Origin of the sequence: Streptomyces sp. P13-3-3, from assembly GCF_050571355.1 — a bacterium.
Lineage (GTDB): Bacteria > Actinomycetota > Actinomycetes > Streptomycetales > Streptomycetaceae > Streptomyces > Streptomyces althioticus.
Genome location: NZ_CP192228.1, coordinates 2115755 through 2135048, shown reverse-complemented (window position 1 = coordinate 2135048; position 19294 = coordinate 2115755). Strand labels below are relative to the sequence as shown.

18 protein-coding genes are annotated in these 19294 nt (G+C 72.8%); 14 read left to right on the top strand and 4 right to left on the bottom strand.

All coding sequences use genetic code 11. The annotated features are described in order from the left end of the window. Nucleotides 1-19 precede the first annotated feature (19 nt). Complete coding sequence (gene tyrS, locus ACQZOG_RS09625; RefSeq protein ID WP_033275608.1) at nucleotides 20-1288, top strand: tyrosine--tRNA ligase; 1269 nt, start codon at nucleotides 20-22, stop codon at nucleotides 1286-1288. A 69-nt stretch (nucleotides 1289-1357) separates the two neighbouring features. On the opposite strand, the gene ACQZOG_RS09620 is transcribed toward tyrS, so the two are convergent. Continuing rightward, complete coding sequence (locus tag ACQZOG_RS09620) at nucleotides 1358-1642, bottom strand: GlsB/YeaQ/YmgE family stress response membrane protein (RefSeq protein ID WP_033275609.1); 285 nt, start codon at nucleotides 1640-1642, stop codon at nucleotides 1358-1360. Nucleotides 1643-1844: 202 nt separating this feature from the next. Between ACQZOG_RS09620 and ACQZOG_RS09615 the strand changes: the two genes are divergently transcribed. Together ACQZOG_RS09615 and ACQZOG_RS09610 are read left to right on the top strand one after the other, a co-directional pair. Further along, complete coding sequence (locus ACQZOG_RS09615) at nucleotides 1845-2240, top strand: DUF3099 domain-containing protein (protein WP_033275610.1); 396 nt, start codon at nucleotides 1845-1847, stop codon at nucleotides 2238-2240. A 241-nt stretch (nucleotides 2241-2481) separates the two neighbouring features. Beyond that, nucleotides 2482-2709: a hypothetical protein gene (locus ACQZOG_RS09610; protein ID WP_033275611.1), complete on the top strand. Its 228-nt coding sequence runs from the start codon at nucleotides 2482-2484 to the stop codon at nucleotides 2707-2709. Between the two features lie 27 nt (nucleotides 2710-2736). Here ACQZOG_RS09610 and moaA read toward each other — a convergent pair whose 3' ends face one another. The 3 genes from moaA to ACQZOG_RS09595 form a co-directional block, all read right to left on the bottom strand. After that, nucleotides 2737-3726, bottom strand: coding sequence for a GTP 3',8-cyclase MoaA (moaA, locus tag ACQZOG_RS09605; RefSeq protein WP_033275612.1), 990 nt, complete (start codon nucleotides 3724-3726; stop codon nucleotides 2737-2739). A 161-nt stretch (nucleotides 3727-3887) separates the two neighbouring features. Continuing rightward, on the bottom strand, nucleotides 3888-5516 hold the full coding sequence (locus tag ACQZOG_RS09600; RefSeq protein WP_033275613.1) for a solute symporter family protein: 1629 nt from the start codon (nucleotides 5514-5516) through the stop codon (nucleotides 3888-3890). Further along, nucleotides 5513-5869, bottom strand: coding sequence for a DUF485 domain-containing protein (locus tag ACQZOG_RS09595; protein WP_033275614.1), 357 nt, complete (start codon nucleotides 5867-5869; stop codon nucleotides 5513-5515). The genes ACQZOG_RS09600 and ACQZOG_RS09595 overlap by 4 nt, the downstream gene beginning before the upstream one ends. A gap of 266 nt (nucleotides 5870-6135) precedes the next feature. On the opposite strand from ACQZOG_RS09595, the gene ACQZOG_RS09590 reads away from it, so the two are divergent. From ACQZOG_RS09590 to ACQZOG_RS09540, 11 genes are all read left to right on the top strand, one after another. Beyond that, complete coding sequence (locus ACQZOG_RS09590) at nucleotides 6136-7671, top strand: S8 family peptidase (protein WP_430741438.1); 1536 nt, start codon at nucleotides 6136-6138, stop codon at nucleotides 7669-7671. 61 nt (nucleotides 7672-7732) lie between these two features. After that, nucleotides 7733-9259: a S8 family peptidase gene (locus tag ACQZOG_RS09585; protein WP_033275616.1), complete on the top strand. Its 1527-nt coding sequence runs from the start codon at nucleotides 7733-7735 to the stop codon at nucleotides 9257-9259. A 95-nt stretch (nucleotides 9260-9354) separates the two neighbouring features. Continuing rightward, nucleotides 9355-10728, top strand: a complete 1374-nt coding sequence (locus tag ACQZOG_RS09580) for a CoA transferase (RefSeq protein ID WP_430741437.1) — start codon at nucleotides 9355-9357, stop codon at nucleotides 10726-10728. A 324-nt stretch (nucleotides 10729-11052) separates the two neighbouring features. Next, entirely contained in the window at nucleotides 11053-11985 is a 933-nt protein-coding gene (locus ACQZOG_RS09575) for a CopD family protein (protein WP_033275618.1), read from the top strand. Between the two features lie 97 nt (nucleotides 11986-12082). Next, entirely contained in the window at nucleotides 12083-13066 is a 984-nt protein-coding gene (locus ACQZOG_RS09570) for a DEDDh family exonuclease (RefSeq protein ID WP_359672953.1), read from the top strand. An 89-nt stretch (nucleotides 13067-13155) separates the two neighbouring features. Beyond that, the gene (locus ACQZOG_RS09565; protein WP_193456371.1) at nucleotides 13156-13968 is read left to right on the top strand and encodes an SURF1 family cytochrome oxidase biogenesis protein; all 813 of its coding nucleotides are present in this window, start codon (nucleotides 13156-13158) and stop codon (nucleotides 13966-13968) included. Nucleotides 13969-14136: 168 nt separating this feature from the next. After that, complete coding sequence (locus ACQZOG_RS09560) at nucleotides 14137-15693, top strand: sodium:solute symporter family protein (RefSeq protein WP_037638885.1); 1557 nt, start codon at nucleotides 14137-14139, stop codon at nucleotides 15691-15693. Further along, nucleotides 15690-16304 carry a sigma-70 family RNA polymerase sigma factor gene (locus ACQZOG_RS09555; protein ID WP_106963251.1) on the top strand — a complete coding sequence of 205 codons (615 nt, stop codon included), beginning with the start codon at nucleotides 15690-15692 and terminating at the stop codon, nucleotides 16302-16304. Before ACQZOG_RS09560 ends, ACQZOG_RS09555 begins: the two co-directional genes overlap by 4 nt. Continuing rightward, entirely contained in the window at nucleotides 16301-16666 is a 366-nt protein-coding gene (locus tag ACQZOG_RS09550; protein WP_033275622.1) for a hypothetical protein, read from the top strand. The genes ACQZOG_RS09555 and ACQZOG_RS09550 overlap by 4 nt, the downstream gene beginning before the upstream one ends. 33 nt (nucleotides 16667-16699) lie before the next feature. Next, a complete protein-coding gene (locus tag ACQZOG_RS09545) occupies nucleotides 16700-18481 on the top strand; it encodes a glycoside hydrolase family 15 protein (protein WP_033275727.1) in 1782 nt (593 codons plus the stop codon). A gap of 4 nt (nucleotides 18482-18485) precedes the next feature. Next, nucleotides 18486-19244: an SDR family oxidoreductase gene (locus ACQZOG_RS09540; protein ID WP_033275623.1), complete on the top strand. Its 759-nt coding sequence runs from the start codon at nucleotides 18486-18488 to the stop codon at nucleotides 19242-19244. Nucleotides 19245-19294 lie beyond the last annotated feature (50 nt).

Genomic DNA, 19294 nt, shown 5'->3' with positions numbered 1-19294 from the left:
CCGAGGAGACACGAGAACCGTGACGGACATCGTCGACGAGCTGAAGTGGCGCGGGCTGTTCGCCCAGTCCACTGACGAGGACGCTTTGCGCAAGGCGCTCGCGGACGGTCCCGTCACGTTCTATTGCGGCTTCGACCCGACCGCGCCGTCGCTGCACGTGGGGCACCTGGTGCAGGTGCTCACCGTGCGCCGGCTCCAGCAGGCCGGTCACCGGCCGCTGGCGCTGGTGGGCGGCGCGACCGGGCAGATCGGCGACCCGCGGCCGACGGCCGAGCGCACGCTGAACTCGCCGGAGACGGTCGCGGGCTGGGTGGAGCGGCTGCGCTCCCAGATCGAGCCGTTCCTGTCCTTCGAGGGCGAGAACGCGGCCGTGATGGTCAACAACCTCGACTGGACGGCGAACCTGTCCGCGATCGAGTTCCTGCGGGACATCGGCAAGCACTTCCGCGTCAACAAGATGCTGACGAAGGACTCGGTCGCCCGGCGCCTGGAGTCCTCCGAGGGCATCAGCTACACGGAGTTCAGCTACCAGCTGCTCCAGGCGATGGACTTCCTCCAGCTCTACCGCCGCTACGGCTGCGTCCTGCAGCAGGGCGGCAGCGACCAGTGGGGCAACCTCACGGCCGGTCTCGACCTGCTGCACCGGCTGGAGCCGGAGGCGTCCGTCCACGCCTACGCGACGCCGCTGATGACGAAGGCGGACGGCACCAAGTTCGGCAAGACCGAGGGCGGCGCCGTCTGGCTCGACCCGGAGATGACCACGCCGTACGCGTTCTACCAGTTCTGGTTGAACGTGGACGACCGGGACATCTCGGGCTACATGCGGATCCTGTCCTTCAAGTCCCGTGAGGAGCTGGAGGAGCTGGAGCGGCAGACGGCGGAGCGTCCGCAGGCGCGTGCCGCGCAGCGCGCGCTGGCGGAGGAGCTGACGACGCTGGTGCACGGCGCCGACCAGACGGCCGCCGTGATCGCCGCGTCGAAGGCCCTGTTCGGCCAGGGCGAGCTGGGTGAGCTGGACGAGCGCACGCTGGCGGCGGCGCTCTCCGAGGTGCCGCACGTGAAGGTGGCCGAGCTGGGTCCGGTGGTGGACCTGTTCGCCGAGGTCGGCCTGGTCCCCAGCAAGTCCGCCGCGCGCCGGACGGTGAAGGAGGGAGGCGCCTACGTGAACAACGTCAAGGTCGCCGCCGAGGACGCCGTCCCCGCGAAGGAGGACCTGCTGCACGGGCGCTGGCTGGTGCTGCGCCGCGGCAAGAAGAACCTGGCGGCCGTGGAGGTCGCGGCCGGCTGAGCCGGCGGTGTGCGCGAGGGGCGGGCTCCGTGCGGGCCCGCCCCTCCGCCGTGCCCGGACGGCCGGCGGTCAGGCCCGCTGGCTCTCGTGCTTCCTGCGCTTCATCGAGTTGTAGATCATCTCCGCGAGCAGCACGACGACGATGGCCGCGCCGAGCTGGAAGATGTGCCGCCCCCAGTCGATGCCCCGGGTCTCCTCGATGCCGAAGCCGCGTGCGATGGCGTTGCCGACGATCGCGCCGATCATGCCGCAGATGGTGGCCAGCCAGAGCGGGATGTGCTGCTTGCCCGGGATCACCGCCTTGGCCAGCAGGCCGAGCACGAATCCCACGATGATCGCCCACAACCAGCCCATGGCTGCCTCCTCGTACGACTTGACGCGAGCATTACGGCAAGTGTCGGCCCAGTCGCGGTACGCCGCATGTCGGACATGGCGTACGCGGTACGGCCCAGCCGGGGTGGTGCGGGCCGGGCGACCCGCTCTCGTGACCGGGTGGGGTGCGGCGTACCGTTGGGCTTGTCCGGAAGGGTCCGATGCGGGCGGATGGTGGAATGTGATGCGGAAGCAGCGTGGCGGCGGCGCTCAGGTGTTCCGGATCACGGGCGCCCGGACGGGCCTCCAGGAGGACGTGAGGGGGCGGCAGCGCCGGTACGTGATCTCGATGCTCGTTCGCACGATCTCGGTCATCCTGGCGGCCACCCTGTGGAACGTCGAGCGGCACGTCGCGATCGTGGCACTGGTGCTCGGGGCGGTCCTGCCGTACATCGCCGTGGTGATCGCCAACGCGGGCCGGGAGAACGCCCCGTCCCTGCCGTCGACCTTCGTCATGGCCCCGATGAAGCAGATGATCGCACCGCCGCGGACGAACGACGGTGCGACGGAACCAGATCCGGAAGAAGTGCCGTCGCAGACGGCGCCGGGCGCACGATCCGAGGATCAGGGACGCGCCTGAGCGGCGAGGTGGGAGCACCGGACGCCCCGAGCGGAAGTAACTTCCCGGTCAAGCTCAAAGAAACCTCAGATCAATCATGTTCTTTCGGTGCCGGGGGCGGGGTGACCCGTGACATACTTCGTACGCGCTCCGCATCCCCCGTCGGAGCGACGGACCGACGCCGGGCAGCTCCCCCCGTGGCTGCTCGGCGTCGCCTTTTCCCGGGGCGGATGTCCCTCCGGGCACGGGTTAGGGTCGGACGGTGATCAACCCTGACCCCGAGACGCCCATCTGCTCCGCGAAGGGCTGCCGTGCCCCCGCCGCGTGGGTGCTGGCCTGGAACAACCCGAAGATCCACACGCCTGAGCGGCGCAAGACGTGGCTGGCCTGCGAGGAGCACCGGGAGCATCTGGCGCAGTTCCTCGGGGTGCGCGGCTTCCTGAAGGACGTGGTGCGCTTCGAGGAGTGGGAGGCCCCGGAGGGAGCCTGAGCCCCCGGCCGGAGCGTCCCGGGCGGCTCAGCCGCCGATGGCGGACATGGGACGGTCCGGCTGGACGAACGTCGGGTCGTCGAGGCCCGCGCCCGCCTTCTTGCCCCACATGGCGAGCTTCCAGATGCGGGCGATCTCCTCGTCGTCCGCGCCGGAGCGCAGGGCCGCGCGCAGGTCGGTCTCCTCGGTGGCGAACAGGCAGGTGCGGACCTGTCCGTCGGCGGTGAGACGGGTGCGGTCGCAGGCGGAGCAGAACGGCCGGGTGACGGAGGCGATGACGCCCACCCGGTGCGGGCCGCCGTCGACCAGCCAGCGCTCGGCGGGGGCGGAGCCGCGCTTCTCCTCGCCCTCGGGGGTCAGCTCGAAGCGGGTGCGCAGGGAGGCGAGGATGTCCCCCGCGGTGATCATGCCGTCGCGCTTCCAGCCGTGCTGGGCGTCCAGCGGCATCTGTTCGATGAACCGCAGCTCGTAGTCGTGCTCGACGGCCCAGGCGAGCAGGTCGGGGGCCTCGTCGTCGTTGAGCCCCGGCATCAGGACCGAGTTCACCTTCACGGGCGTCAGACCGGCCTCACGGGCCGCGTACAGGCCGTCCAGGACGTCCTGGTGGCGGTCGCGGCGGGTGAGGGTCTTGAAGACGTCGGGGCGGAGCGTGTCGAGGGAGACGTTGACCCGGTCCAGGCCGGCCGCCTTCAGGGCGTCCGCCGTGCGGCGCAGCCCGATGCCGTTGGTCGTGAGGGACATCTGCGGGCGGGGTTCGAGGGCGGCGACCCGCTCCACGATGCCGACCAGGCCGGGACGGAGCAGGGGCTCACCTCCGGTGAAGCGCACCTCCTCGATGCCCAGGGAGGTGACCGCGATGTCGATCAGCCGGACGATCTCGTCGTCGGTGAGCAGATCGGGCTTGGCGAGCCACTGCAGCCCTTCCTCGGGCATGCAGTAGGTGCAGCGCAGGTTGCACCGGTCGGTGAGCGAGACCCGCAGGTCGGTCGCCACCCGGCCGTAGGTGTCGATGAGCACGTGGGGCCCCTCCCTGTACGCCGATTCCTCGATGTCCGGTACCTGCGAGCGTACGTGACGCCGCCGACATCACCCAGCGACGTGATGTGACGAGATGCCGACGGCCGCGTCGTAGGGACCTACGAGGGTCCCTGCGACGCGGCCGTCGCGCGCGGTGTCCGTCAGTGGGCGCCGGTGCCGGTGAGGGACCGGACCTCCAGCTCCGCGTACTTCTTGGCGTCGGGCTCCTCCTTGGACAGGACGGTGCCCAGCCAGCCCATCAGGAAGCCGAACGGGATGGAGATGATGCCCGGGTTCTTCAGCGGGAACCAGGCGAAGTCGACGTCCGGGAACATCGCCTTCGGGTCGCCGGAGACGACCGGCGAGAAGAGCACCAGGCCGACGGCGACGATCAGACCGCCGTAGATCGACCACAGCGCGCCCTGGGTGGTGAACCGCTTCCAGAACAGGCTGTAGAGGATGGTCGGCAGGTTGGCCGAGGCGGCGACCGCGAAGGCCAGGGCGACCAGGCCGGCGACGTTGAGGTCGCGGGCGAGGGCGCCGAGGGCGATGGAGACGATGCCGATGAGGACGGTCGCCCAGCGGGCCGCCCTCATCTCCTCCTTCTCGGTGGCCTTCCCCTTGCGGATGACGTTGGCGTAGATGTCGTGCGCGAAGGAGGACGACGAGGCCAGCGTGAGTCCGGCGACCACCGCGAGGATGGTGGCGAACGCGACCGCCGAGATGGTGGCGAGCAGGATCGCGCCCCAGGCCGAGTCGACGCCGCCGATGTGCAGGGCGAGCAGCGGCGCCGCCGTGTTGCCGGACGGGTTGGACTCGATGATCTCTTCCTGCGAGATGAGTGCCGCCGCGCCGAAGCCGAGCGCGATGGTCATCAGGTAGAAGCCGCCGATGATGCCGATGGCCCAGTTCACGGACTTACGGGCGGCCTTGGCGTTCGGCACCGTGTAGAAGCGGATCAGGATGTGCGGCAGGCCGGCGGTGCCGAGCACCAGGGCGATGCCCAGGGAGAGGAAGTCCAGCTTGGTGAGGTTGTCGGCGCCGTACTGGAGGCCGGGCTCCAGGAAGGCGTCGCCCTTGCCGCTGTTCTCGGCGGCCTTGCCCAGCAGGTCGGAGATGTTGAAGTTGAACTTCAGCAGCACCAGGAAGGTGATGAGGATCGTGCCGCCGATGAGCAGCACGGCCTTGACCATCTGCACCCAGGTGGTGCCCTTCATGCCGCCGATCGAGACGTACACGATCATCAGGACGCCGACGAGGGCGACGATGAGGATCTTGCCGGCGTCGGAGGTGATGCCGAGCAGCAGGGAGACGAGTACGCCCGCGCCCGCCATCTGGGCCAGCAGGTAGAAGATCGACACGACGATCGTGGAGGTGCCGGCCGCGGTGCGGACCGGACGCTGGCGCATGCGGTAGGCGAGGACGTCGCCCATCGTGTAGCGGCCGGAGTTGCGCAGCGGTTCGGCGACGAGCAGCAGCGCGACGAGCCAGGCGACCAGGAAGCCGATGGAGTAGAGGAAGCCGTCGTAGCCGAAGAGGGCGATCGCGCCGGCGATGCCGAGGAAGGACGCGGCGGACATGTAGTCGCCGGAGACGGCGAGTCCGTTCTGGAAGGCGCTGAACTGCCGTCCGCCCGCGTAGAAGTCGGCGGCGTCCTTGGTCTGCCGGCCGGCCCACACGGTGATGCCGAGGGTGGCGACCACGAACAGCGCGAACAGCGTGATGATCAGCGGCCGGTGCTCGCTGGCCTCGTTCGCGGCGAGGGTGACATGGGTGATCGCGGGGCTCATGCGCCGCCCTCCATACGGGTCTTGATGGCCTCGGCCTTGGGGTCGAGCTTGGCGGCGGCGTGCTTGGAGTACCACCAGGCGATGAGGAAGGTGCTGACGAACTGCAGCACGCCGAAGACGAAGGCCACGTTGATGTTGCCGACGAGCTTGGCGCCCATGAAGCCGCCCGCGTAGTTGGACAGCAGCACGTACAGCAGGTACCAGACGATGAAGCCGATGGTCAGCGGGAAGGCGAACGAGCGGTGGGAGCGCCGTAGTTCACCGAACTCAGCGCTCTCCTGAACCTCGGTGAACTCCTCCGGCGTGGGGAGTTTGGCTTTCTGTGTCGAGGGGGGCGGTGCTTCGGCGGCCACGGAGTCTCCTCGCGATGCGGGTCGGTTCTTGCGTAGGCGAAGGCGAGTGTCCTCGCGCTTCCTGCCCAAGGGCACGGCGCCACGCGAGGACCGGTTCAACTCGGTTCGGTTCTTTTCCGTGGACGTTTTCCGAAGACGTTGCACGCAAATCATTGCTGGCCAGCGGACGGGCGGGATAGCTTCACCCTGCACCACCCGTCATGTACCTGCCCGGGCAGCCACCCCTGTCTCGGGCCGGTTTCGTTTCCGGATGATGTGGAGATCCCATGGCTCATCTGCGTTCCAGACGCCGGCTCGCCCTCGCCGTTCCCGTCGTGCTGTCGCTGACCGCCTCGCTCGGCTTCCTGCCCGCGGCGGCCTCGGCCGCGCCGGCCGCGCCCACGGCCACGGCGGAGCAGGCTGCGGACGCGCCCGTCCTGTCGTACGTCGTCAACACCAAGGCGGACCACCGCACGGTCGCCAAGGTGAAGCAGGCGATCGCCGCGGCGGACGGTGAGATCGTCATCGCGTACGAGAAGATCGGCGTCATCGTCGTCCGTTCCGCGAACGGCGACTTCGCCGAGACCCTCCGCGCGGTGCCCGGCGTGCAGTCGGCCGGCGCCACCCGCACCGCCCCGCTGGCCCCCGCCGGGACCACGGACGCCGGCTCCGCCGAGTACCTGACGGCCGCCGACGCCGCGAAGCTGAAGGCCGCGTCGGCGAAGACGCCCGGCAGCGAGCCGCTCGAGGCCGATCAGTGGGACCTGCGCGCCATCGGCGCCGACAAGGCCGCGAAGATCAACCCGGGCAGCAGGAACGTCACGGTCGCCGTCATCGACACCGGCGTCGACGACACCCACCCGGACCTCGCCCCGAACTTCTCGAAGTCCCAGTCCGCCAACTGCTTCGGCGGCGCCCCGGACACCACCCCGGGCTCCTGGCGGCCGTACACCGCGGACGACTACCACGGCACGCACGTGGCCGGCGAGATCGCCGCCGCCCGCAACGGCGTCGGCGTGGCCGGTGTCGCGCCCGGCGTGAAGGTGTCGGCGATCAACGTCACCGACCCGGACAACGGGCTGTTCTACGCGGAGGCCGTCGTCTGCGCGTTCGTGTTCGCCGCCGACCACGGCGTGGAGATCACGAACAACAGCTACTACGTCGACCCGTGGATGTACAACTGCATGGACGACCCCGACCAGCGGGCCATCGTCGACGCGGTCAACCGCGCCCAGCTGTACGCCCAGCACAAGGGCACCCTGCACTTCGCCTCGGCCGGCAACTCCAACCACGACCTGGCCTCGGACGCCATCGACGACGCGTCCAGCCCCAACGACACCACTCCGGTGCCGCGCACCATCGACCCGAGCGAGTGCTTCGACGCGCCCACGCAGCTCCCGGGCGTCGTCACGATCAGCGCGACGGGCTCCGACAACCTCAAGTCGTACTACTCCTCGTACGGCAACCGCGTCATCGACGTGGCCGCGCCGGGCGGTGACGGCCGCTACCAGCTGCCGGACACCCCGTCGAAGAACGGCCGCATCCTGTCCACGATGCCGAACGGCGAGTACGCCTGGCTCCAGGGCACCTCGATGGCCTCCCCGCACGCGGCCGGCGTCGCGGCGCTGCTGAAGTCCAAGCACCCGTGGCTGCCCCCGGCGGCTCTGCAGGCGCTGCTCAAGGCGCAGGCGAACAACCCGGGCTGCCCCGCGTCGTACGACCAGGACGGTGACGGAACGCAGGACGCGACATGCGAGGGCGGCCGACAGGTCAACGGCTTCTACGGGCACGGCATCGTCGACGCGCTCCGCGCCGTCAAGTGAGCCGGGTCCCCGCACACCCGCCGTACCGTCAGCACGTCAAAGTGAACGAACTGGAGACTTCATGACAGCGTCTCACCCGCGCCACCGCCGGGCGCTCGTCGTCCCGGCCGGCATGGCCCTGGCGACCGCGCTCGCGTTCCTGCCGAACACGGCCGCCACGGCCGCCCCCGCCGACCAGGGGGCCGCCTCCGCGGACGCGGCCTCCCTGAGCTACGTGGTCAACGTGCAGGGCGGGCACGGCGCGCCGGCGCATGTGAAGAAGGCGATCGCCAAGGCCGGCGGGACGATCGTGACGTCCTACGAGAAGATCGGCGTGATCGTCGTCCACGCGTCGGACGCCGACTTCGCGAAGACGATCCGCAAGGTGCCCGGGGTGCAGTCGGCCGGCGCCACCCGCAACGCGCCGCTGCCGTCGGCGGCCACCACGGACCTGGGCTCCCCGAAGGTGCTCAGCGCCGCCGAGGTCGCCGAGGCGACGGCGGAGGCCGCCGCCGGCCAGGACCCGCTGGAGAACCTCCAGTGGGACCTGGCCGCCATCAAGGCGGACAAGGCGCACGAGAAGTCGCTGGGCAGCCCGAAGGTGACCGTCGCCGTCATCGACACGGGCGTCGACGACACGCACCCCGACATCGCGCCCAACTTCGACCGGGCCGCGTCGGTGAACTGCGTGGCGGGCAAGCCCGACACCAGCGAGGGTGCCTGGCGTCCGGGCGCGGCGGAGAGCCCGCACGGCACGCACGTCGCCGGTGAGATCGCCGCCGCGAAGAACGGCGTCGGCATGACCGGTGTCGCCCCCGGGGTGAAGGTCTCCGGCATCAAGGTGTCCAACCCGGACGGCTACTTCTACACCGAGGCCGTGGTGTGCGGCTTCATGTGGGCGGCCGAGCACGGGGTCGACGTCACCAACAACAGCTATTACACCGACCCCTGGTACTTCAACTGCACGAACGACCCGGACCAGAAGGCGCTCGTCGAGGCCGTCTCCCGGGCCACGCGGTACGCGGAGCGCAAGGGCGCGGTCAACGTCGCGGCGGCGGGCAACGAGAACTACGACCTCGCGTCCGACTCGATCACCGACCCGTCCTCGCCGAACGACGGCACGCCGTCGGACCGCGAGATCGACCCGTCGAAGTGCCTGGACATCCCCACGCAGCTCCCGGGCGTGGTGACGGTCGCGTCGACCGGCGCGAAGGGTCTGAAGTCGTCGTTCTCCAACTACGGCCGCGGGATCATCGACATCGCCGCGCCCGGCGGTGACTCGACGGCCCTGCAGACGCCGGCTCCGCCCGCCACCAGCGGTCTGATCCTGGGCACGCTGCCCGGCGGCGGCTACGGCTACATGGCCGGTACGTCGATGGCGTCCCCGCACGTCGCGGGCGTCGCCGCGCTGATCAAGTCGAAGCACCCGTACGCGCCGCCGGCGCTGGTGAAGGCCCTGCTGTACGCGCAGGCCGACGCCACCGCCTGCACCAAGCCGTACGACATCGACAACGACGGCAAGGCCGACGCGGTGTGCGAGGGCCCGAAGAACCGCAACGGCTTCTACGGCTGGGGCATGGCGGACGCGCTGGACGCGGTGACGCGGTAGTCGCCGTCGTTCCGTGAGGCGTTCCAGGGAGGGGCCGGGCGGTTGCGCCCGGCCCCTTTCGTCTGCCCGGCCGTGCGGTGCTGCACAGTAGGGCCATGACTCCTCTCGCGTCCTTCTGGTCAGGTCTCGGCGGGCAGCCCGCCCTCGTGACGCGGGTGTTCCCCGTCGAGCGGCCCGGCGTGCTGTCCTCACGGCTGCCGGTGCGGGAGTTCGCGGGGGCGTGCGTCGGCGTGTGCGCGCTGGCCGCCGCCGAGCTCGCGGCCCGGCGCACGGGCGGCGGCGAGGTCCCGGCGGTGCGGGTGGACGACGGGGCGGTGGCCACCGCGTTCGTGAGCGAGCGTCACCTGCGGACCGACGGGCGGGCCGCGGAGAGCTTCGCCCCGCTGTCACGGTTCTGGCGCACGGCGGACGGGTGGGTGCGCACCCACGCCAACTATCCGCACCACCGGGCGCGGCTGCTCGCCGCGCTGGGCACGCCGGAGGACCCGGACGCGGTGGCCGCGGCGCTCGCGGGGAGGTCCGCGCGGGAGGTGGAGGAGACGGTCACGGCCGCCGGCGGTCTGGCCGTCGCCCTGCGCACGCCCGAGGAGTGGGCGGCGCACGAGCAGGCGACGGCCGTGGCGCGGCTGCCGCTGGTGGAGCGGGTCCGGCTGGACTCCGCGCCCGCGCGGGAGTTCGCGGCGGTGGACGGAGGGGGTCCGCTGCTGCCCGCCGCGGGACTGCGGGTGCTGGACCTCACGCGGGTCATCGCCGGGCCGGTCGCCACCCGCACGCTCGCCCTGCTCGGCGCGGACGTGCTGCGCCTCGACCCGCCCGGCCTGCCCGAACTGCCGGACCAGCACACCGACACGGGCTTCGGGAAGCGGTCGGCGCTGCTGGACCTGGTCGGGGACCGGGAGAGGTTCGAGGAGCTGCTGGCGGGGGCGGACGTGGTCGTCACCGGGTACCGGCCGGGCGCCCTGGACCGCTTCGGGCTGGGCGCGGAGGCTCTGGCCGAGCGGCGGCCGGGGGTGGTCGTGGCGCAGCTCTCGGCGTGGGGCGCAACGGGCCCCTGGGCGGGGCGCCGCGGCTTCGACAGCCTGGTCCAGGTGGCGACGGGCATCGCCCACGTCGAACGCGGGCCGGAGGGCCGGCCGGGCGCGCTCCCCGCCCAGGCCCTCGACCACGGCACGGGGTATCTGCTGGCGGCTGGGGTGCTGCGCGCCCTGTCGGACCAGGCGGAGGCGGGCGGCAGCCGGCTGGTCCGGGTCGCGCTGGCGCGTACGGCGGCCGAACTGGCGGCGGGCGCCGGGGATCGGGTGACCGGGGAACCCGGGACCGACCTCTCCCCCGTCCCCTGGCTGACGGAACGGGACAGCACGCTGGGGAGGTTGCGGTACGCCCTGCCGCCGGTGGACTTCGAGGGCGGGCCGCGTGACTGGGCCCGGGCTCCCGGGGCGTGGGGAGCGGACACGGCGCGGTGGCTGTAGGCAGCGCCGGCCGCCGGCACCGGCGTGCCGGCAGGCGCTCGCCACGAGGGGCGGTGACTGGGACGGAGTGGTCGTCGGCGGCGCAGGCCCTGACGACGGCCGTCCGCACACCCGGGCAGGCGCGCCCTCTGGTGCGCCGGGCTTGCCGAGGCGTGGGGCCGGCGCCCGGAAGTGGCCGCGCGCCCACCGGTAACGGGCGGACAAAGTCCGCATACCGACCCGCACTTGCCCTGCTCTGTGTGACCTTGTGAAGATCCTGGGGTGACTCTGACGAAATCCAGGGCCCGGTCCCGTGCGGTTCCGGCGTCCGGTGGGCGGCGGGCCGTGGCCGTGCTCGTCCTGGTGGTGCTCGGCGCGCTGATACCCTTGCTCGGGCCGTCGCCCGCGCTGCACGGAACCGGGGAGGCGGACCCGCCCGGCACCGGGGGCATAGCCCTCCTGCGCACCGTGCTGTTCGCCGCGCTGGCCGTGCCCGTGGGCGAGTTGTTCGCCGTGCGGCTGGCGCGCACGCTTCCCGGCGCGCCGCCCGCCCTGCCGCGCAGTTGGTCCACCGTCGCCAACTCCGTCGGCTTCGTGGCCGCGCTGGGACTCGCGTCCGTCGTGGCGACCGGCAACCTCGTGCCGGGCAGCCCCGCCGACATCGACGTGGGCGGCCTGTACGAGACGCGGGACGGCAAGCTCGCCCTGCTGGAGGTCAACGGCTTCCTCGCGGCGGCCCTCTGCTCCGCGTCGCGCCGCCCCGTCACCCAGGCCCTGCCGCTGGCGGCGGTCGTCGTCGCCGAGGCGCTCCGCGCGCACCCGACGACGGAGTACAGCCCGCTCGTCGGCTCGGGGCTGACGCTGGTGCACCTGACGTGCGCCTCGCTGTGGGTGGGCGGTCTGCCGCACGTCCTGCGCACGATGCGGCTGTGGGACCACGTGGAGGCGGGCGCGGCGCTGCTGGGCCGCTACGCGCGCGTGGCGCTCGTCCTGCTGGCCGCCATCACCGCGACGGGCGTGTGCAGTTCACTGCGCCGGATGCCGCCCGGGACGATCCTGGAGCAGCTCACGGACACCGCGTACGGGCGCGTGCTGCTGGCCAAGGTGGTCCTGATGGCGGGCGTGTCCGCGCTCGCCCTGTGGGCGCGGGTGCGGCTGGCGCGGGCGGCCGACCCGCTGACCGCGCGTTCACCCGCGCGGGCGGAGGTGGGCGTACTCGCCCTGGTGGTCGCGGTGTCGGGACTGCTGACGGCGCTGCCGGTGCCGATCCGCTGGTGACCGCCGCGCGCGCCGTCACGCGCGCGTGTGAACGGACGCGCCGCACGGGGCACCTGACGGACAGGCCTGTCAGCAGCGGGCCGTATCCTCGTGAACCATGCTCGAAGACCTCACCGCCGCAGCCGCCTCCCCCACCGCGTGGCCGGCCGCGTATCCGCAGGGATACGCGGTCGTCGACGTGGAGACGACGGGGCTGGCCCGGGACGACCGCATCATCTCCGCGGCCGTCTACCGGCTGGACGCGCGCGGCGAGGTCGAGGACCACTGGTACACGGTGGTCAACCCGGAGCGCGACCCGGGCCCGGTGTGGATACACGGCCTGACGAGCGAGATGCTCGAGGGCGCGCCCCTGTTCCAGGACATCGCGGCGGAGTTCGCGGCGCGCCTGGAGGGCCGCGTCCTGGTGGCGCACAACGCGGTGTTCGACTGGCAGATGATCGCCCGCGAGTACGCCCGCGCGCGCGGCGAGGCTCCGGTGAAGCAGCGCCTGTGCACCATCGCGCTCTCCAAGGAGCTGAGGCTGCCGCTGCCCAACCACAAGCTGGAGTCGCTCGCGGCGCACTTCGGCGTGGTGCAGCGCCGGGCGCACCACGCGCTGGACGACGCGCGCGTGCTGGCGGAGGCGTTCCGGCCCAGTCTGCGGGCCGCGGCGGCGGGCGGCCTCCGGCTGCCGCTGCACGAGTGCCGGCCGCTCACCGAGTGGTCGGACCGTCCCCGCATCGGGCAGCAGGCGTCCTACGGCGGGCGGGCGCCCTCCAGTTGGCGCCCCAGCCGCAAAAGACCCGCATGCCCCTATCCCAACCCGGGACGGTACGAACCGGGCAAGCGTCTCAAGCAGGGCATGCGGGTGGCGTTCTCCGGCGACACGTCCACCGAGCGCGACCTCCTGGAGGACCGGGCGACCGAGGCGGGGCTGCACGTGGCGACGAGCCTGTCCCGGCTCACCAGCCTGCTGGTGACCAACGACCCGGACTCGGGCACGTCGAAGACGGTCAAGGCCCGCCAGTACGGCACGCCGGTGGTCGACGAGGCCGCCTTCGGCCAGCTCCTCTCCGACGTCGAGCCCGCCTCGGAGACCTGACCGCCCGCCCGGGAGCGGGCGGACGCGGGAGGACGCGCGGGGACGTACCCGGCTCGGGGCGCCGCGCGCCCGGGTTGTACCTTCGTGGGGTGTACCGCTTCCTGCTGTCCCGGCAATGGGTGACCCTCACACTGGTCGCCCTGCTTCTCGTCCCCACGATGATCGCGCTGGGCATCTGGCAGATGAACCGCTACGAGGAGCGCTCCGCGCGCAACCAGCTGGTGACCGACGCGCTGGCCGCCGACCCGGTGCCGGTGGAGCGGCTCGCGGCCCCGGGGCACGCGGTGACCCGTGCCGAGCGGTACCGCACGGTGACCGCCACGGGCCGCTTCGACACGGACGCCGAGGTGGTGGTGCGCCGCCGCACCAACGCCGACGAGGAGATCGGCTTCCACGTCATGACCCCGTTCGTCCTCGACGACGGCAAGGTGCTGCTGGTCAACCGTGGCTGGATCCCCGCCGACGGCCCCAGCCAGACCGATTTCCCGAAGATCCCCGCCCCGCCGCGCGGCGAGACCACGATCACCGGCCGGCTGATGCCGGACGAGACGACCGAGGCCAGCGGCATCAAGGACCTCGAGGGCCTGCCGGACCGGCAGATCATGCTGATCAACAGCGAGCGGGAGGCGGAGCGGCTGGACGCCGACGTGCTCGGCGGCTACGTGGCGCAGACCGCGCCCGAGCCCGCGAGCGGCCTCCCCCAGCAGCTCGGCCACCCCGGCAAGGAGAACGCGGCGCTGAACTACGCGTACGCGATCCAGTGGTGGCTGTTCGCCGCCGCCGTGCCGGTCGGCTGGGTCGTGCTGGCCCGCCGCGAGGCGCGCGAGCGCACGGCGGACACGGGCCAGGACACGGACACCGCGGAGTCCGACGCCGCCCGCGCCGAGTCCGCGGCCGTCTGACCTCGCTCCCCCGTTCTCCCCGTCCGCCGGGTTCTTGTGCGAGAGTGGCGCACCGTCGGGCGGGTCGCCGATGCGTTCCGGACACGGAACCGACCGGTTCCGGTCATCCGGACGGGCCGCCCGCGCAACTCTTCCCCGAGGGGCACAGCACACCAAGGGCGGTGATCCATGGCCGGCGCAGCCATGACCACGACGTTCCTCGCCGTGATCGGCGGGGCGTCGCTGCTCGCCGTCACCGCGCGCCGGCTGCACCCCGGCGACCGGCTGCCCTCGCTGGAGGGCTGGGCGCTGGCCGACCGCGGCCTCGGCGCCGGCTGGACCTGGCTGCTGCTCGGCGGGACGGTCTACACCGCGTACACCTTCACCGCCGTGCCGGGCCTCGCGTACGGCAACGGCGCGTCCGCCTTCTTCGCGGTGCCGTACACGGTGATCGTCTGCCCGCTGGCGTTCGTGCTGCTCAGCCGGCTCTGGGAGGTGGCCCGGCGGCACGGCTACATCACGGCCGCCGACTTCGTGCGCGGCCGCTACGGATCGGCCCCGCTGGCCCTGGTCGTCGCGCTGACCGGCATCCTCGCGACGATGCCGTACCTGGCGCTCCAGCTGCTGGGCATCCGCGCGGTGCTCACCGCGGGCGGGCTGTACCCGCCGGGCGCGGCCGGGGACCTGGCGATGGTCGCGGTGTTCGCGGGGCTGGCGGTGGCCACCTACCGGCACGGGCTGCGCGCCCCCACGGTCATCTCCGCGCTGAAGGCGGTGGCGGTGTTCGTGTCGCTCACCGCGGTCTGCTGGCTGGTCCTCGACCGCTTGGGCGGGCCCGGCGGGGTCTTCGACGGGGCCGCCCGCGCCCTCGGCGGCACCGACGCCGCCCACTCCCCGCTGGTGCTCACGCCCGGGCAGCAGCCCGCGTACGCGACCCTCGCGCTCGGCTCCGCGCTGGCGCTGCTGATGTACCCGCACGTGCTCACCGCCGGATTCGCCGCCGACGGGACGCGCACCCTGCGCAAGGTGTCGGCGGGGCTGCCCGCCTGGACGGCACTGCTCGCGCTCTTCGGCTTCCTCGGCATCGCGGCCCTCGCCGCCGGGGTGCGGGCGCCCGCGGGCGGTGCGGAGGCGGCCGTGCCGATGCTGGTCGACCGGCTGATGCCGGGTCCGCTCGCCGGCCTGGTGTTCGGTTCGATCGTGGTCGGCGCGCTGGTCCCGGCGGCGGTGATGTCCATCGCCGCGGCCACCAGCTTCGTCCGCAACGTGTACGTCGAGTACGTCCACCCGACGGCCACGCCGAAACGGCAGGTACGGGTCGCCAAGGCGGTGTCGCTGACCGCGAAGCTCGGCGCCGTGGCGTTCGTGTTCGGGCTGCGCGACCAGGACGCGATCAACCTCCAACTGCTCGGCGGGGTGTGGATCCTCCAGGTCTTCCCGGCGGTCGCCGTCGGGCTGTACACACGGTGGCTGCACCCGCGGGCGCTGCTCGCCGGCTGGTCCGTGGGCATGGCCGCCGGGACCTACCTGGTGGTGCGGGAGGGCTTCTCCTCGATCGTGCCGCTCGTCGCTGGGTCGCCCGAGATCTACGCCGGGGTCGCCGCCCTGGTGCTGAACCTGGCCGTCGCGGTGGCCGCCACGCCCGTCCTCGCCCGGCTCGGCGTCCCGCGCGGCCCCGACGCCACCGACCTGCCGTCCCGCCCGTGTGCCGGGCGACGTCCCCCGACGGGAGCGAACAACGCGTGATACGCAGACACCGTCCCCCGGTCACCCTGCCCCCGGCCCCCGCCGTCCCTCCGCCGCCCGAGCCGCCGGACCCGCCCGCCCCGCTCGCCGCCCCGGCCGGCGGCCCCGCCGATCTGGAGCGGGAGGCCGGTGTCGCCCGCCTCTTCGAGCTGCACTACTCCTCGATGCTGCGGCTCGCCGTGCTGCTCGGCGCCGACGATCCGGAGAACGTGGTCGCCGAGGCGTACTACCAGATCTACCGCCGGTGGCGGCGGCTGAAGGACGTCGCCGCGGCCGAGGCCCATTTGCGCTCCACGGTCTGCAACCTGACGCGGATGCGGATACGCCACCTCCAGGTCGCCCGCCGGCACGAGGAGCAGCCGGCCTCCCCGCCCGAGCCCACCGTGGCGTCCGCCGAGAACACCGCGCTGCTGCGGGACGACCAGCGCGTGCTGATCGACGCGCTCCAGCAGCTTCCGGCCCGGCAGCGGGAGGCACTGGTGCTGCGCCACTGGCTCGGGCTGAAGGAGGCCGAGATCGCCGCCGCGATGGGCATCTCCCGCGGCTCCGTCAAGACGCACACCTCGCGCGGCATCGCCGCGCTGACCCAGGCCATGGAGGCCCGGCGATGAAGCATCAGGACGCGACCCCGTCGCGGGGGCCCGGCCAGGACCGCACCGGACACGGGCGGTCCGAGCCGCCCCGGCCGCCGGACGCGGAGCGCACCGAACGGGAGCTGGCCGACGCCCTGCACGCGCTGGCCGGCGGGGTGCTGCCCGACCCGGACGCCTATCGCACCGCGCGCGGCGAGTGGCTGCGCCGGGAGCGCCGCCGCCGGCTGGTGCTCGCCGTGCTGGTCGCCGTCGTCTTCGCGCTGGCGACGCTGATCGGGCTGTGGGTGCTCAACCAGGCGCCCTCCGAACCCGGTGTGATCTTCTCCGGCGACGGGGCCGCCGCGGCCGACGGACCGTCACTCCCCCGGCCGCCGGGCTGATTGCGGCGCGCCGCGGCCGGGAACCCGCACCCCGTGCTTCGTATCGAGGACTACGCGCTCATCGGCGACGAGCAGACCGCTGCCCTGGTGGGCACCGACGGCTCGGTCGACTGGCTCTGCCTGCCCCGCTTCGACTCGGCGGCCTGCTTCGCCCGGCTGCTCGGCGACGAGAACAACGGGCACTGGCGCATCGCGCCGCCGGGCCAGGAGCGGTGCGCGCGCCGCGCCTACCGCGAGGACTCGCTGGTGCTGGACACCGTGTGGGAGACGCCCGACGGCGCCGTGCAGGTCACCGACCTGATGCCGCAGCGGCACACGGCGCCCGACCTGGTGCGGATCGTGCAGGGGCTGAGCGGTGAGGTGACCGTGCGCAGCACACTGCGGCTGCGCTTCGACTACGGCTCGATCGTGCCGTGGGTGCGCAAGGCCGACGGGCACCGGGTCGCCGTGGCCGGGCCCGACTCGGCGTGGCTGCGCAGCGTGCCGGAGGTGCACACCTGGGGCGAGGACTTCGGCACCCACTCGGAGTTCACGGTGAAGGAGGGCGAGCGGGTCGCCTTCGTGCTCACCTGGCACCCCTCGCACGAGCCGCGGCCCCCGCTGGTCGACCCGTACGCCTCGCTGCGGCACAGCCTGAAGGACTGGCAGGCGTGGGCGTCCCGCTGCCGCTACCGGGGGCCGTACCGGGACGTGGTGATGCGGTCCCTGATCACTCTGAAGGCGCTCACCTACCGTCCCACCGGCGGGATCGTCGCCGCCCCCACCACCTCCCTGCCGGAGGAGCCGGGCGGCGTGCGCAACTGGGACTACCGGTTCTGCTGGCTGCGCGACTCCACGCTCACCCTGAGCGCGCTGCTCGCCGCCGGGTACATGGAGGAGGCCGAGGCCTGGCGCGACTGGCTGCTCCGCGCGGTCGCCGGCGACCCGGCGGACCTGCAGATCATGTACGGGCTCGCCGGCGAGCGGCGGCTGCCGGAGTTCGAACTGCCGTGGCTGTCCGGCTTCGGCGGCGCCACCCCTGTGCGGGTCGGCAACGACGCCGTGAACCAGCTCCAGCTCGACGTGTACGGCGAGGTCGTGGACTCCCTCGCACTGGCCCGGCTCGCGGGGCTGCCCGGGAAGCCGGACGTGTGGGCGCTCCAGTCGGTGCTGCTGGACTTCCTGAAGACGGCCTGGCGGCAGCCGGACGAGGGGCTGTGGGAGGTGCGCGGCGGCCGGCGTCACTTCGTGCACTCCAAGGTGATGGTGTGGGTCGCCGCGGACCGCATGGTGCGGGGGCTGGAGAGGTTCCCCGACCTCGACGGCGACCTGGACGCCTGGCGCGCGCTGCGCGACGAGGTGCACCGGGAGGTGTGCGAGAAGGGCTACGACCCGGTGCGCAACACGTTCACGCAGTCCTACGGCTCGCGTGAGCTGGACGCGGCGCTGCTGCTGATCCCCCGGGTCGGCTTCCTGCCGCCGGACGACCCCCGGGTGCTCGGCACCATCGACGCGATCCGGACCGAACTGGGCCAGGACGGTCTCGTACGCCGCTACACCTCGGACGCCGCCGAGCTGGACGGGCTGCCCGGGCAGGAGGGCGCGTTCCTGGCGTGCACGTTCTGGCTCGTGGACGCCCTGCACATGACGGGCCGCACCGAGGAGGCCCGCGCGCTGTTCGAACGGCTCCTCGGCCTGGCGAACGACGTGGGGCTCCTCGCGGAGGAGTACGACACGGTCAACGGCCGGCTGCTGGGCAACTTCCCGCAGGCGTTCAGCCACATCGGGCTGGTGAACAGCGCCCTCGCCCTGTTCGGTGACGAGGAGGCAGGATAGGGCCATGGATCTTGGACTGAAGGACCGGGTGTACGTCGTCACCGGGGCCACCCGCGGGCTGGGCCACGCCTCCGCGCGGGCGCTCGTCGCCGAGGGCGCGAAGGTGGTCGTCACGGGGCGGAAGGAGGACGCGGTCGCGGAGGCGGTGTCCGCGCTGGGGCCTGACGCGGCGGCCGGGGTGGCCGTCGACAACGCCGACCCGGCGGGCGCAGAGCGGCTGATCGCCACCGCGCGCGAGCGGTTCGGCCGCTTCGACGGCGTCCTCGTCAGCGTGGGCGGACCCCCGCCGGGGTTCGTCGCCGACACCACCGACGAGCAGTGGCAGGCGGCGTTCGAGTCGGTGTTCCTCGGTGCGGTGCGGCTGGCCCGCGCGGCCGCCGCGGAACTGGGCGAGGGAGGTGTCGTCGGCTTCGTGCTGTCCGGCTCGGTGCACGAGCCGATCCCGGGCCTGACCATCTCCAACGGCCTGCGTCCGGGCCTGGCGGGCTTCGCCAAGTCCCTCGCCGACGAACTGGGTCCGCGCGGCATCCGCGTCGTGGGCCTGCTGCCCGGGCGCGTCGACACCGACCGCGTCCGCGAACTGGACTCCCTCTCCGCCGACCCGGAGGCCACCCGTCAGGCGGCCGAGTCCCGCATCCCCCTGCGCCGCTACGGCACCCCGGAGGAGTTCGGCCGCACGGCGGCGTTCCTCCTCTCCCCGGCGGCGTCGTACGTCACGGGTGTGATGCTGCCGGTGGACGGCGGTTCGCGGCACGGGTTCTGAACCCCGGGCTCGCGGCAGGGCGGGGTGCGCGCCCCGACGGTGACCTGCGG